Origin of the sequence: Sphingomonas sp. IC4-52 (assembly GCF_020707225.1) — a bacterium.
In the GTDB taxonomy this organism is placed as follows: domain Bacteria; phylum Pseudomonadota; class Alphaproteobacteria; order Sphingomonadales; family Sphingomonadaceae; genus Sphingomonas.
Genome location: NZ_JAJFEU010000001.1, coordinates 986,704 through 1,001,652, shown reverse-complemented (window position 1 = coordinate 1,001,652; position 14,949 = coordinate 986,704). Strand labels below are relative to the sequence as shown.

Annotated in this window: 7 protein-coding genes and 1 pseudogene; 2 read left to right on the top strand and 6 right to left on the bottom strand. The window is 64.9% G+C overall.

Annotated elements, in window-relative coordinates:
* Positions 1-180: 180 nt before the first annotated feature.
* From LK535_RS04970 to LK535_RS04945, 6 genes and pseudogenes are all read right to left on the bottom strand, one after another.
* The gene (locus LK535_RS04970; RefSeq protein ID WP_227770744.1) at positions 181-1,602 is read right to left on the bottom strand and encodes an efflux transporter outer membrane subunit; all 1,422 of its coding nucleotides are present in this window, start codon (positions 1,600-1,602) and stop codon (positions 181-183) included.
* Entirely contained in the window at positions 1,589-2,749 is a 1,161-nt protein-coding gene (locus LK535_RS04965) for an efflux RND transporter periplasmic adaptor subunit (protein ID WP_227770743.1), read from the bottom strand. The genes LK535_RS04970 and LK535_RS04965 overlap by 14 nt, the downstream gene beginning before the upstream one ends.
* Positions 2,742-5,935 (bottom strand): annotated as a pseudogene (locus LK535_RS04960) (efflux RND transporter permease subunit). The gene LK535_RS04965 and the pseudogene LK535_RS04960 overlap by 8 nt, the downstream one beginning before the upstream one ends.
* Before the next feature lie 133 nt (positions 5,936-6,068).
* Positions 6,069-6,722: a YitT family protein gene (locus tag LK535_RS04955; protein WP_227770742.1), complete on the bottom strand. Its 654-nt coding sequence runs from the start codon at positions 6,720-6,722 to the stop codon at positions 6,069-6,071.
* 114 nt (positions 6,723-6,836) lie between these two features.
* The gene (locus LK535_RS04950; protein ID WP_227770741.1) at positions 6,837-8,147 is read right to left on the bottom strand and encodes a metal-dependent hydrolase family protein; all 1,311 of its coding nucleotides are present in this window, start codon (positions 8,145-8,147) and stop codon (positions 6,837-6,839) included.
* Positions 8,148-8,431: 284 nt separating this feature from the next.
* On the bottom strand, positions 8,432-8,899 hold the full coding sequence (locus LK535_RS04945) for an Lrp/AsnC family transcriptional regulator (protein WP_227770740.1): 468 nt from the start codon (positions 8,897-8,899) through the stop codon (positions 8,432-8,434).
* Between the two features lie 414 nt (positions 8,900-9,313).
* Here LK535_RS04945 and LK535_RS04940 point away from each other — a divergent pair, with 414 nt between their 5' ends.
* Together LK535_RS04940 and LK535_RS04935 are read left to right on the top strand one after the other, a co-directional pair.
* Positions 9,314-11,839 carry a TonB-dependent receptor gene (locus LK535_RS04940; RefSeq protein WP_227770739.1) on the top strand — a complete coding sequence of 842 codons (2,526 nt, stop codon included), beginning with the start codon at positions 9,314-9,316 and terminating at the stop codon, positions 11,837-11,839.
* Between the two features lie 56 nt (positions 11,840-11,895).
* Entirely contained in the window at positions 11,896-14,937 is a 3,042-nt protein-coding gene (locus LK535_RS04935) for a M14 family zinc carboxypeptidase (RefSeq protein WP_227770738.1), read from the top strand.
* Positions 14,938-14,949 lie beyond the last annotated feature (12 nt).

Genomic DNA, 14,949 nt, shown 5'->3' with positions numbered 1-14,949 from the left:
CTGGCGAAAATTGGCCTGGTTCTGGAGGCGAACGGCCAGTTCGGGAAAATGATGGCTGAAGCGTGAGACGTGTGCGGGCTGCGAGCCGCTGCCGTGGGGGGGGCGCCGCTCACAACCGCACGCGCAAGGACTGCTGTCGCGGACCAAACCAGGAGCGGCGCGCATCGCCCGCGGTTCGGCTCAGCCGGTCGGAGGGGCGGCCGGATATAGACCGCCGAGTGCGCGGACCAGATCGACGGCGATGCGCATCTGTTCGCTACGGTTCAGGATCAACGCGCGCTGCGCATCCAGAGCGGCGGTCTGGGCAGTAACGACCTCCAGATAATCCGACGCGCCGTCGCGATAGCGGGTGAGGGCAAGCTCACGGGTGCGTTCGGCAGCACGAGCGGCGGTGAGCAGGTTGACGGAACGGTTGGCGAGATGACGGCCGGTCGCCAGATCGTCCTCCACCTCGCGAAAGGCGTTGAGCACGGTCGCGCGATAGGTGGCGCTTGCCTCGTCAAACTGGGCGCGTGCCGCCCGCACGGCGGCACGGCGGGCGCCGCCGTCGAACACGGAGGCGAGTGCGGAGAGCGGGCCCAGTGCCCAGAAGGTGCTCGATGCGCCCAGAATGTCGCCACGCACCGCCTGGAAGCCGCCGGCAGCGCCAAGAGTGACTTGCGGGAACAAGGCAGCGCGAGCCGCGCCGATGCCGGCGTTGGCCGCCGCGACCCTGCGCTCTGCCGCGATCACGTCCGGGCGATCGCGCAGCAACGTCGAAGGGAGGCCAACGGGTATGGTCGGGGGCAGCACATCCTGCTGAGCCGAAGGGATGGAGAAGGTGGCCGGGTTTTCGCCGATCAGAATGGCGATGGCATGTTCGTTTCGCGCCCGAGCGGCAGCAACGGTATCGAGTTCGGCGCGCGCATTGGCGAGCACGGTCGCCGCGCGGCTGACATCGAGACCGGACGCGATGCCGCCGCCGTGCCGGGTATCCGTGAGCTGATAGGCGCGCTGAAAGGCAGTGACGGTCTCGCGCAACAGCACGAGCCGGGCGTCGAGCGCTCGCATGTCGAAATAGGTGCCGGCGAGTTGCGCCTCCAGGCCGAGGCGCAGCGTAGCGGTATCGGCGTCGCTCGCCTCCGCCCGGGCGCGGGCGTCGCGGAGCTGGTTGCGGATGCGCCCGAACAGATCCAGCTCATAGGACAAAGACGCGCCGACCTGCCGTTCTGTGTAAAGCGCCGAGGACGAGGCGAGGGGGCGTGCGGCGGAGAGGCGTTCGCGGGAAAGATCGGCGCCGGCATCGACCTGCGGTAACAAGGGCGCGCGAGCCTGGCCGACAGCCGCAAGCGCCTGCTCATAACGAGCGACCGCGCTGGCGAGATCGGGATTGTCCGACGCAACGCGGGGCATCAGCGCGGATAGCGCGGGATCGTCGAAGACCTGCCACCATTGCTGCGCCGGTCGCGCGTCGGCAGCGGCAGGCACCCAGCCGTCTACCTGCTTGAAGGCAGCGGCGGCGGGCACTTCGGGACGCTGGTAATCGGGCGCCGTGGCGCAGCCGGCAAGCGCAATGCCCGGCAGCGCGACGCCAGCGAAGAGGAAGAGCTTAGCGGGAGCCATCGGTATCCGCCGCAGCAATCCGGACCTTGTCGCCATTCGCCAGCGAGTCCGGTGGGCTGTCGATGACGCGATCCCGGATGGTGAGCCCGCTCGTGATCTCCACCGACTTGCCGAGATCGCGGCCAATGGCGACGTCGCGAAGCCGGGCGCGGCCATTTGCGTCCAGCACGGCGACCTGTGCCCCCTCCGGGCGGAAGATGAGCGCGCCGGGAGGCACCATCACGCCGCCCGGCGCATTCTGGATGGGGAAAGTGGCGCGGGCATAAGCGCCCGGCTTCAACGCGCGATCGCCATTCGCGGCCTGCAGTTCGACCAGCACGGTGCCCGAAGTGGGGTCTACGGCACCCGCGCTGCGCGTGGTGGTCGCCGTGAAGCTTCGCCCCGGATATTCGGGCAGGCCGAGCGTGACGGGCATGCCGGGGGTTACCTGCGCGGAAAAAGCCTGAGGCACGCGGACGAGCGCACGGATCTGCTTCACGTCGGCGATGGTGAAAAGCGGCTGCGCGCTGGCGTTGCCGGCGGTGACCAGCGCCCCGATTTCCGCATTGCGGCTGATCACCACGCCATCGAAGGGGGCGCGCAGACGCGTGAAGCCGATCATGGTTTCGAGCCGGCGGACGTTGGCGGCGGCGGCCGCCGCGACCGCCGTGCGGGCGGCAAGCTCGCCGCGGCGCTCATCCGCCTCCTGCCGGGAGACCGCGTCCTTGGCGAGCATCTGGTCCCAACGGTTAGACGTGGTGGCGGCGAGGCGGCGATTGGCCTGTGCGGTTTCCAGATCGGCGCGAGCGGCCGCGAGTTGCTGCTCCACCTCCGGTGCGTCGAGCACGGCCAGTACCTGGCCCCGGCGCACCGTTTCGCCGATGTTCACCAGCCACCGCTGCACATAGCCCGAGGTGCGGGCGTAGATCGGCGCGCTGTTCAGCGCGCGAAGATCAGCCGGCAGGACAAGCTCGCCAGCGCCGGTGCCGGTTTCCGGCCGGATGACCCGGACGGTCGGGACCGCCGATTCCGCGGCAAGGCTGGTGAGGCGGCTTTCGTTGCTCATGCGGCTGACGATGCCGCCAGCGGCGACCAGCGCCAGCGCACCGACCCCGGCAGTCACTGCGACCCACCGCGAGCGGCGAGGTGCGGCAGGGGCATCAGGCATGAGAAGGCTCCATGGCGTCGGATTGGGGCGCCGCTGCCTGCGTGCGGCGGTGAACGAGGCTGAAGATCACGGGAACGAACATCAGCGTCGCGAAGGTGGCGACCAGAAGGCCGCCAATGACCGCGCGGCCGAGCGGCGCATTCTGCTCCCCGCCTTCGCCAAGGCCCAGCGCCATCGGCAACATGCCGATGATCATGGCGAGCGCCGTCATCAGCACGGGGCGGAAGCGAGTCATTCCGGCATCCAGGGCAGCGGCGACGCCATCCCCCAGCACGGCGAGCCGTTCGCGCGCGAAGCTGACCACCAGGATCGAATTGGCGGTGGCCACGCCCATGCACATGATCGCGCCGGTCAGGGCAGGCACGGACAGCGTCGTACCAGTGACGAACAGCGTCCACACAATGCCCGCAAGCGCGCCGGGCAAAGCAGTGATGATCACGAACGGGTCCAGCCAACTCTGGAAGTTCACGACGATCAGCAGGTAGATCAGCACGATCGCGCCAAGCAGACCGAAACCGAGGCCGGTGAAGGCGTTGCGCATCGTCTGATACTGACCGCGCAGGGTGATACTGGTGCCCGGCGGCGCTTTCGCTTCCATTTCCCGGATCACGGCAAGAATGTCGGCCGATACCGCGCCGAGATCGCGGCCGCTGGTAGTGGCGAAGACGTTGGTGACCGGTTCGATATTGTAGCGGGAGACGATCGCGGGGGCGTTGCTGCGCCGGATGGTGGCGATGCCGCCGAGCACCTGCGATGGGCGCCCCTGTGCGCTCGCCGTCACCGGGATGTTCGACAGATCGGTGAGCGAGCCGACGCGATATTCCGGCGCCTGAGCAACCACTGGATAGCTGACGCCGTTTTCGGGATTGAGGAAGAAGACGGGGGCGCTTTGCTGGGTTCCCGCGAGCGAAGCGCCGACACTGGTCGTCACGTCGCGTTCCGTGAGGCCGAACTGGCCGATGCGCGAGCGGTCCACGTCAACATTGAGCTGCGGCAGGCGGGTCGACTGCTGGATGCGCGGATCGGCGACGCCGGGGATGCGCGAGATACGGCGCAAGATCTGCTGCGCGAGATCGGCATTGGCCGCCGCATTCTTTCCGGCAATGGCAATGTCGATCGGGGCGGGGGCGCCGAAGTTCAGGATCTGGCTGGTGATGTCGGCGGGAAGGAAGGCGAAGCTGGTACCCGGATAAGCGCGAGGCAGCGCCTCCCGCAGCGCCGCCACGTAATCGGCGGTGGGCGCGTGATCGTGGCTGAGCTGGATCAGGATGTCGCCGTCCTGCGCCCGAACGTGCCGGAGTTCAGGTAGATGTTGTTGATCGAGCTGGACGGCAGGCCGATGTTGTCGACCACCGAGACGAGCTCCTCCGCCGGGATGATCTGGCGAATGGTGCGCTGGATGCGGTCGAGCTGGGCGGAGGTTTCCTCGATCCGGCTGCCGACAGGCGCGCGGACGTGGATGGCGATGGAGCCGGCGTCGACGCTGGGGAAGAAGTTCTGGCCCAGGAACGGCACCAGCAGGAACGAGACTGCAATCAGGCCGAGAAAGCCGATGATGAAGGGACGGGGCGCGGCCAGCACGTTGCCCAGCATCGCGCCGTAGCCGCTGCGCAGCCGCTCGAACCGGGCCTCGAACGCGCGCTGAAAGCGGACCAGCGGGTTGCGGCTGTCCGGCGTACCCGCCTCGTGAATGTGGCCGGGCGCGTGCGGCTTCAGCAGATAGGCGGCGAGCGTCGGTACCAGTGTGCGTGACAGGATGAACGAGCCAACCATCGCGAACACGACCGACAGCGCCATCGGCACGAAGAGGAAGCCGGCGACGCCGGGCAGGAAGAACATCGGCACGAACACGATGCAGATGCAGAGCAGCGCGACAAAGGCGGGCGCCACGATCTGCTGCGCACCGTCAAGGATCGCCTGCTGCACCGGCTTTCCCTGCTCCAGGTGCCAATTGATGTTCTCGATCGTGACGGTCGCATCGTCGACAAGGATGCCGACGGCGAGCGCAAGGCCGCCCAGCGTCATCACGTTCAGCGTGTTGCCGGTAAGCGCGAGGCCGATGATCGCGAAGAGAATGGCGAGCGGGATCGAGATGGCGATGATCACGGTGGAGCGCCACGAGCCGAGGAAGAGCAGGATCATGGCGGAGGTGAGGGCGGCGGCGATCGCGCCTTCGACCACGACGCCCATCACTGCGGCGCGGACGAAGATCGACTGATCGGCAAGCTCAATGACCTTTACGGCGTCGGGCAGCGTCTTTTGCACCTGCGCGACCTTGCGCTTGATCCCCTCCACGATGTCGAGCGTGGAGGTGGCGCCGTTCTTCATCACCGTCATCAGCACCGACCGGCCGCCATCCACATGGACGACGTTGGTCTGAACCGCGGCGCCGTCGCGGACATTGGCGACATCGCGCAGGTAGATGGTGGCACCATTGATGGTGCGCACGGGGATGTTGTTCAGCTCCTCGACCGAGCGCGGCGCGTTGTTCAGCCGGACGGCATATTGCAGCGTGCCGATCTTCACGAAGCCGACCGGATTGATCTGGTTCTGCGCCGCGATGGCATTGGCGACGTCCTGCGCGGACAGGCCCTTCGACTGGAGCGCCTGCGGATCGAGGTCGATCTGGATCTGCCGCTGGCGCCCGCCCGCGGGAAGCGGGACGGCGGCGCCGGGCACGGTGACGAGCGGCGGGCGAAGTTGGTTCTGCGCCAGGTCGAACAGCTGCGCCTCCGACATGCCGCGGCCTTGCAGCGCCAACTGCAGGATCGGCACGGTCGACGCGCTGTAGTTCACGATCATCGGCGGGGTGACCCCGGGTGGCATCTGGCGCAGCATCGTTTGCGACACAGACGTGACCTGCGCGGTTGCGGTGCGGACGTCGGCGCCGGGCTGAAGAAAGATCTTCACCACGCCCATGCCCTGCATGGACTGGCTTTCGACGTGATCGATGTCGTTGACGGTGGTGGTGAGCGTCCGTTCAAACGGAACGAGCATCCTTCCTGCCATCTCTTCGGGCGGGAGGCCGGCATATTGCCACGCCGTTGCGATCACCGGCACGCGGATCTCGGGGAAGATGTCGACCGGCGTCCGCACTGCCGCCAGCAAGCCCAGGATGGCGATGAGGATCGCCATGACGATGAAGGTGAGCGGACGGGACAGCGCAACGCGAACGATGCCGATCATGTGCACGCCCCCGAATGATCGTTTTGTTGAACGAAAGGAGCGCCGGGCGCCTTCCGCTTTGCAGCATAGCGGCACGAAGTTTCGGTGTTCAAGCCAAATAGGTCAGCAATGCTGATCTTTCTTGGCGGCTGCCTCATCGCCGCGCGCGCCGTCGCGTCGGCGATACGCCCGTGTACCGGCCCGGACGGTGCCAGAGGTACACGACCGAGGCCATCATCAGCGCGCTGACCGCCGACCAGAGCAGGCGATCGGGACGCAGGTAGATGCCAGCCGCAGCCAGCACCAGCGCGTCGATGGCGATCTGCGTCCGGCCGGCGTTCCAGCCACGGGCGTTCTGCAGCCACAAGGTGACCACGCCGACGCCGCCCACACCCGCGCCGTGACGCGCCAGCGCCAATGTCCCCATGCCAAGCAGGGTGCCGCCGGCCACTGCGGCCACCGCTGGATTGCCACTGGCGATCCTGGTGGTCGCGTCGATCACCACCGACATGCCAGCGATGCCCAGGCTGACCAGGATCGTGCGCGCGGTGAACCAGCTGCCCATCACCCGCGCCGCCAGGATGAAGAAGGGCAGGTTGAGGATGGCGAACAGCACGCCCGGGCTGACCGAGACGAAACGGGAGATCAGCAGCGCGAGGCCGGCCGTGCCGCCCGTCACCAGATGCGCGGCGCGAAGCATCGCCAGACCGACCGCGATCAGGATGCAGCCGATGCATAACGCGTAAGCGTCCTCGAAACTGGTGTGTGAGGTAGTGGCCGGACCGTTGGCGACAGGCTGTTTTGGCATCAGGATCCCGATTGGTGACCGGCATCCTCCCCAGTAGCAATCGTGCGCCTGTGTCTATCTGTGCCGCAACGGGAAAGCGGCGCCGGGGCGATGAACCCCGGCGCCGCCGCAGGCTCACTTGTCCGCGAGCATTTCCCCGTTCGCCTTGTAGACCTTGCCGCCCTTCATCACGAAGCGGACCGATTGCAGGATCTTGATATCCTGCAGCGGATCGCCTTCCACCGCAACAATATCGGCATAGCGGCCCTTCTGGATAGAGCCCACTTCGCCGCTCTTGCCCAGCAGCTCCGCCGCATTGCGGGTGCCCATCATGATCGCATCCATCGGCTTGACGCCGGCAGTGACGAGATATTCGAACTCCTTCGCATTCTCGCCATGCGGACGCCAGCCGAGCTGATCGGTGCCAAGCGCCATCTTCACGCCGGCGCGGTAGGCACCGAGCGCATTCTGGGTCATCGTGGGTGTCACCGCGATCGCCTTTCCGGCAACGGTCGGCGGCAGCTTGTCCGGCGTCGCCTTTGCCACGTCATAGATTTCGCGACCGGCGAACAAGGTCGGCACCATGAACGTGCCGCGCTCCTTCATCAGGCGGTAGGTTTCGTCGTCGGCATAGGTGCCGTGCTCGATCGAATCCACGCCGGCACGGATCGCCGCGTCCACGCCGGCCTTGCCATGGGCGTGGCTTGCCACCTTCATGCCCAGCGAGTGAGCGGTGGTGACGATCGCCTTCAGCTCATCGTCGTTCAGCAGCTGAAGCGTGGGATCGTCACCGACGCTGGCGACGCCGCCGGACGAGTGGATCTTGATCACCTGTGCGCCGCGCTTGCGCAGTTCGCGCACGGCACGCATCGCCTCGCTTGGGCCGTCGATGACGGTCATCTTCCACTGATCATGGCGATCCCAGGCGGGATCAATGCCGTTGGACGGATCGGAGTGACCGCCCGTCGGGCTGATCGCCGGGCCGGAGATGGTGAGGCGGGGGCCGGGGACAAGCCCTTCGTTGATCGCGCCCTGAAGCGCGGTGAGCACTTCGATGTTGCCGCCAAGATCGCGAACGGAGGTGAAGCCGCCCTTCAGGATTTCCCGCACGTTCCAGACCGACTGCATGCCCTGCTGCGCCGCAGTGCCGCGCAGGCGATCACGACGCGAACCGCCGCCGGTGATGTGATCGTGAACGTCGATGAAGCCCGGCATGACCGTGCTGTTCGACAGGTCGATCACCTCGGCGCCGGCCGGACCGGGCACGAAGCCGTTTTCGACGCTGACGATGCGGTCGTCCTTGATGACGATGCTGGCCTGACGGCGCGGCGTGTTGCCGACCGCGTCGATCAGCGTTCCGGCGTGAATTACCACATCCTTTGCATAGGCCGGCACGGCCTGAAGCGCAGCAAGCGCCGCGCCTGCCGCCAGAAGCTTCTTTCGCATGTAACCCCCCTGTTCACGTCTGATCTGCGCTGTCTCCGGCAGTCGTCGGCCGAGCAACTGTCATTGCCGTGAAATACGATCACGGAACCATCACTGACGCAATACCAAAGTGGCCGGTATTTACCGGTCGATTTAGACCATTAATCATGCATCAAAGCTATAGCTTGGTGCAAAGCATCTACGCTGTCGATGGTGGCTGGCATTGATGGTCGTTTGGGTCGGTGACGGCCGGCTGTGCCCTCCAACCTGTCGGGAGATTCCGAGAAGGAGGTCAGGGGGGGGGATCACGTCACTTTCGCGGTACGACGCAGCACCGTCTTCAGCACGAAGCTGGAGTTGATTCGCGACAGCATCGGGATGCGGGAGAGAGTGCCCAGCATCACTTGATAATGTTCGAGGTCGTTGACGACGACGCGGAGCAGATAATCATAATCCCCGGTCATCTGGTAACAATCGGTGACTTCCTCAACATCCCGAATGCTACGTTCAAATATTGTCAGCGCCTCATCCGACTGACGATCGAGGGTTACGGAGATCATCGCCTCAATAGCGCCGCTCAAAATACGTTCGTTCAGGCGGGTCGTGTACCCGAGGATGTATCCTTCACCTTCCAGGCGACGCACACGACGGAGCGTTGGTGTCAGGGAAAGGCCAATTTCATCGGCGAGTTCGCGCCAGGATATGCGACCGTTCGCCGTCAGTATCTGAAGAATGCGGGTGTCGAATGCGTCCAATTTTGATTTTGTTGCCATGTGCCCCCCCCCAAACACCGCTTCTTCAAGCGAATGGCGAGGTTTGCACAGTCGGGGCGCGGCTGCAATTTTTCAGGATGAACGCGCGGGATCTCGGCACTGAATGCGCGCGCGAACGCGGTGTGCGCCTGGGGACGGATCGCCTGGGCCAGATAGTATCAATCGTTAGCATCGCTGATTATGGTTCAAGATAGTCGACTAAGACCGCTTCGTGGAACAAACATTCCAAAAGGTGATACAAACCGCACGAAAATTAGGATTGCCATCCTCGTGGCAACACACTTTTATAGTTTGAAAGGACGGCGGCGGGATCGTCCTGGGATATGGGAGCCTCAGGTTAGTTCCAAACGCGCCGTCCATTGAGTTGGATTGCGGGGTGGGAACGGCCTGCTTCCAAAATGAGGGGGCGTATAAATGAGGGTGGGATCAGCGCGGGCCTTGCGTGGCGGACGATTGTTGCTTGGTGTCTCGATGCTGGCGGCGGCGACAAGCGTGCTTGCCCAGGAAGCGAGCGGGGTTCCTGCGCAAACGCAGACCCAATCGCCGTCCGAAGTGGCGGGTGGCAGTGCCCCAGCGCTGCCCGAGGATGACAGCAATCCGGGCGAGATCGTCGTCACCGCGCTGAAACGGGCCACCAGCATCCAGCAGACCCCGCTCGCCATTTCTGCCGTGACGGCGGAATCTCTGGTGGCGCAGGGGATCACGGATTCCCAGCAGCTGACGCGGACAACGCCGAACCTCATCATCAACGAAAGCGCGAATGGTGGCAGCCGCGTCATCATCCGCAATCTCTACGCATCCGGCGAGCCGCTGGTCGGCCTGTATTATGACGAAACGCCGATCACCGGCACCAGCGGCGTCAGCAACGACGCCGGCGGGACGCAGCCCGGCATCCGCCTGTTCGACGTGGAGCGCGCCGAGGTGCTGCGCGGCCCGCAGGGCACGCTGTACGGCGCCAGCTCGATGGGCGGCACGATCCGCCTCATCTTCAACAAGCCCGACCTCAACGACTTCGAAGGCGCCGTGAATGGCCAGCTGACCACGGTGAAGCACGGCAGCGGCGTTGGCACGAACCTGGACGGCATGATCAACGTGCCGCTGATCGATGACGTGCTGGCCGTTCGCGCCGTGGCATTCTGGGATCGGACGGCTGGCTATATCGACAATTCCGTCCTTGGGCTGAAAGACTTCAACAAGAACCGCACCTATGGCGGGCGGTTGATGGTGCGTTTCCGCCCGGCGGAGAACCTGACGATCGACGGCCTGGCGGTGTATCAGGACCGCAACAGCTTCAGCCCGACGTGGAACCAGACCCGCTATGAGCTATATGGCGACAAGTTCGACCAGGATCTGCGTATCCAGACGCCGCAGTCGGACACGTTCGAGCTCTATAGCGGAACGCTGAACTGGGACTTCCAGTTCGCGACGCTGACCGCGATTGCGTCGTATTCGAAGCGCGATCTGGCGTTCAATTTCGACTATTCGCCCTATTTCTCCCGCTACTGGACGGGCGCAACGGCGCCGACCAGCGTGCCGGGCTACGCCAACTTCCTCAACGATTGTAACGCGGGCAATGTCGCCGGCGTCACCTCGTGCAGCCGTGAGGAATATCAGCGCTTCGTCACGCAATGGGGCATCCTGTCGGCGTATCAGCCGCAATCGACCAAGACGACGACGCAGGAGATCCGGCTTGCCGATGCACAGCATGCGGTGAAGTGGACGGTCGGCTTCTTCCACAGCAATCGCGACAATCATACGCAGAGCCTGCTGAACACGGTCGACCCGGCAACGGGGCTGCAATATTTCCCGGCCGGCTATCAGGCGAACCCATATGGCTTCGCGTCGCGGACCCATCTCGATCGCACCATCGACGACACGTTGAAGCAAATCGCCTTCTTCGGCGAAGCGGCGTGGGACGTGAACGACAAGCTGGAGCTGAGCGTCGGCGGCCGCTGGTTCGAATATAAGAAGGTGACGGGCGCCGAGGTGGTCATCCCCAACTATGTCGCCGGCAACGTGCGGCTGCCGTATTCGGAGCTGTCGGGCAAGGAAAGCGGCACGCTGCTGAAGTTCAACGCCAGCTACAAGTTCAATCGCGACGTGATGGTCTATGGTCTTGCGTCGCAGGGTTATCGCCCGGGCGGTGTGAACCAGACGCTTGGCCTGCCGAGCTATGCCACGACGTACGATTCCGACCAGCTGTGGAATTATGAGCTTGGTCTCAAGAGCTCGCTGTTCAATCGCAAGGTGACGTTCAACGTCGACGTGTTCCAGATGGATTGGAGCAACGTGCAGATTTCCGCCTCGTACCAGGGCGCGTTCAGCTTCATCACCAATACGCCCAGCAAGACCCGGATCCGCGGCGTGGAATTGGACACCGCTTACTATCCGCTGGACGGCCTCGCGCTGCGGGCGTCGGGTAGCTACACCTCGGCAAAGCTGCAGGGTAACGTGTCGTTGCCGTCGGGCATCAACCTGTGCACCGGAACGCCGCCCTATGTCGGTTGCGCGGTGCTGGCGGGCATCGGGAAGAAGGGCAACACGGTGCCTTATTCGCCTGAGTGGACCGCGCAGGCGTCGGCCGACTACACCCAGCCGCTGGGAGGCGACCTGGAGCTCTATTACCACGGCAACGTGAGCTACCGCAGCGCGGCGTGGACGGTGTACGACCGGACGGCGGCAAACATCACGCCAGAGGGCATGCGCCTGCCGGGCTTTGCCACGGTCGGCCTGCGGTTCGGCATCCAGAACGGCGACAGCTGGGGCGTCTATGCCTTCGCCAATAACCTGTTCGACGTGGTCGGCGCGGTCGGCAAGTCGACCAGCGCGACCAGCTCGACGCTGCGCCCGGTGGTGGACAATGGCGTGACCTATCCGAGCATCTACCTGACGGCGAGCGCGCCGCGGGTCATCGGCATCAGCGCGCGCACGCGCTTCTGACGATGTGCCGGCGGCAGCCCGTCGCTGCCGCCGGACACCAATAAAGAACGTAACAAATGGGGGGCATGATGGGGCTGCGGCTGTTCAATCAGGGGCGGGTGCGTCCGGCGACCGGCAACGTGAGGAAGCGGGCCGGGATAGCGGTCCGCGCGGGGGCGCTGGCGGCGACGATGCTGGGCGGGGCGGTCGCCATCGCCCAGACCGTACCGGCACCGGCACCGGCTCCATCCGCGCCGCGCCTGCCATCCGCTGCCCAGCCGCTGACCCAGCCACAGGATGCCGAATACGGCCGGCTGATCGACCAGCATCTGGTGGACAAGAGGTTCACCACCGAACTGGTGGACCACATGCCGCTGTCCGACACGGTGCCCTCGCCGCTGAAGTTCTTCGGCCGGATCCCCGGCACGCCCGGCGAACTGACCTATGCCGCGGACATCCACCGTTATTACCGCGAGCTGGCGCGCACGTCGAAGCGCGTGAAGTACATGACACTGGGCACCACCGAAGAAGGGCGCGAGCAGGTGGTCCTCGCCATCGCCGACGAGGCGACGTTGGCCTCGCTGGACGAGCATAAGGCGAAGCTGGCTGCGCTTGGCGATCCGCGGCGCACCGATGCGCGCCAAGCGGCCGAAATCATCAAGACGGCCAAGCCGATCTACTGGGTGACGAGCGGCATCCACTCGCCGGAAACGGGCGGTCCGGAAATGCTGATCGAGCTGGCCTACCGGCTGGCCGTGGAGGACACGCCCTTCATTCGCGACATCCGCGAAAAGATGATCACCTTCATCACCCCGGTCGTCGAAGTCGACGGGCGCGAGAAGATGGTCGACACTTATTATTACGGCAAAAAGACCGGCAAGCCCAAGCCGCCGCTGGTTTATTGGGGCAAATATGTTGCGCATGACAACAACCGCGACGGCCTGGGCCAGTATCTGAAGCTGACCCAGAACATCACCAACGGCTTGCTCGATTGGCATCCAACGGTGCTGCACGACCTGCACGAAGCACAATCCTATCTCTACACCTCGACGGGAACGGGGCCGTACAATCCGTCGCTGGATCCGATCCAGTCGAACGAATGGTGGCTGCTGGCCGAAACCGAAGTGCTGGAGATGACGAAGCGCGGGGTTCCGGGCGTCTGGACCTATGGCTTCTACGACGGCTGGGTGCCCAACTATCTGTTCTGGATCGCGCATACGCACAACAGCTTTGGCCGCTTCTACGAAGTGCAAAGCTATGGCCCCGACATTCAGAACGACCTGAAGCTGGCGTCGACCGTGACCAGCAAGGAATGGTATCGCCCCAATCCGCCGCTGCCGTCCGTAAACTGGGGGCCGCGCAACAATACGAACATCCAGCAGTCCGCGCTGCTGATCGCGATGAATCGCGTCGCCAATGACGGCGCGCAATATCTCGAGAATTACTGGACCAAGAGCCGCAACGCGATCGAGACCGGGCAGCGGGCTGGCGAGATCAATGCGTGGGTCGTGCCGGCGCAGCAGCATGCGCCGAAGAACGCGGCCGACATGGTGAACATGCTGCGCAAGCAGGGCGTCGAGGTTTCCACCGCAACGCAGGCGTTCACGGCCGGCGGCGTATCGGTGGCGCCGGGTGATTATGTGATCCGCGCCGACCAGCCGTATCGCACGCTGCTGGACATGTATCTGAGCGTGCAGACTTATCCGACCAGCAACCCGCGCCCGTATGACGACACCGGCTGGACGATGCAGTATATGCACAACGTCGAGTTGAAGACGATCAAGGACACGGCCGTCTTCTCCCAGCAGCTCGCGCCGGTAACGGCGGACGTCTCGCCGCGGGGCGGGGTGAGCGGCGAAGGCTCGACAATCGTCTTCAACCACAATGGCGACAATGCGCTGGTGTCGCTGCGCTTCAAGCTGAAGGGCCAGCGCATGCTGGCGGCCGAGGCGCCGTTCGAGATCAATGGCAAGCGCTATGCCGCCGGCAGCTTCATCCTGCCGTCGGCCAACCGCGCCACTGTTGCCGCGATAGCAGAGGCACTGGGCGTGCAGGGCGAGGCGGTGTCAGGCGTGCCGAATGTCGCCACCCATATGCTGACCGCGCCGCGCATCGGCTATGTCCATTCATGGCTGCGCACGCAGGACGAGGGCTGGTGGCGCGCCGCGCTGGACCATTATGGCATCCCGTACGACTATTTCGCGGACACCACGCTGAAGGCGCAGAACCTGCGCGGCAAATATGACGTGCTGATCTATCCCACGGTCGCGAACAACGCCAAGGACCAGTTCGTCGGCGTGCCGATGAACGGCAGCGACAAGATTCCGTACAAGAAATCGGCGCTGACCCCGAACCTTGGCGCGCTGGATTCCGCCGAGGACATTCGCGGCGGCATCGGCGGCGCCGGCCTGGACGCGCTGAAGCGGTTCGTGGCCGAGGGCGGCACGCTGATCGGCGATGGATCCACCGTGGAGATGCTGGCGGGGTTCGGGGTCGCGCCGAACGTGTCGGTCGGCAAGCCGTCGGAGCTATACAACAAGGGTGCGATCATGCGCGGCATGATTGCCGACCAGAGCAGCCCGATCGTCTACGGCTATGACGGCAAGCAGCTGCCGATCTACTTCTCGCAATCGCCGGTGCTGAACGTGTCGCGCGGCGGCGGGCGGATGGGGTATTTCGACCCCAACGGCCCGGGGGTGAAGCTGGCCCAGAACACGACGCCCAATGCCGCGCCTGCGCCTGTGTCGCCATGGCCGGGGGCAGAAGCGGCGGCCGCGTCGGCGCCGAAGAACGAGGTCGATCCGAGCAGCCCGTTTGGGTCACGCGAGCCGGCGTCACGTTCCAGTGGTGCAGAGCCAACGCAGTTGCCGCGCGTGGTGATGAACTTCCCCGCGAAAGCGAACGACATCCTGTTGAGCGGGATGCTGAGTGGCGGGGAGGCGCTGACCGGCAAGCCGCTGGTCGTCGACGTGCCGCACGGGCGGGGCCACATGGTGCTGTTTGCGCTGCGGCCGTTCTGGCGGTGGCAGACGCAGGGCAGCTACATGCTCGGCTTCAACGCCATCCTGAACTGGGATCACCTGAGCGCCGGCGCGCCTGCCGGTGCGGGAACGGACTGAAACTTCAACACA

Bases quoted from the DNA above. Each gene is read 5' to 3' on its own strand.
- LK535_RS04970 (WP_227770744.1), bottom strand. From the start codon at position 1,602: ATGGCTCCCGCTAAGCTCTTCCTCTTCGCTGGCGTCGCGCTGCCGGGC.
- LK535_RS04965 (WP_227770743.1), bottom strand. From the start codon at position 2,749: ATGCCTGATGCCCCTGCCGCACCTCGCCGCTCGCGGTGGGTCGCAGTG.
- LK535_RS04955 (WP_227770742.1), bottom strand. From the start codon at position 6,722: ATGCCAAAACAGCCTGTCGCCAACGGTCCGGCCACTACCTCACACACC.
- LK535_RS04950 (WP_227770741.1), bottom strand. From the start codon at position 8,147: ATGCGAAAGAAGCTTCTGGCGGCAGGCGCGGCGCTTGCTGCGCTTCAG.
- LK535_RS04945 (WP_227770740.1), bottom strand. From the start codon at position 8,899: ATGGCAACAAAATCAAAATTGGACGCATTCGACACCCGCATTCTTCAG.
- LK535_RS04940 (WP_227770739.1), top strand. From the start codon at position 9,314: ATGAGGGTGGGATCAGCGCGGGCCTTGCGTGGCGGACGATTGTTGCTT.
- LK535_RS04935 (WP_227770738.1), top strand. From the start codon at position 11,896: ATGGGGGGCATGATGGGGCTGCGGCTGTTCAATCAGGGGCGGGTGCGT.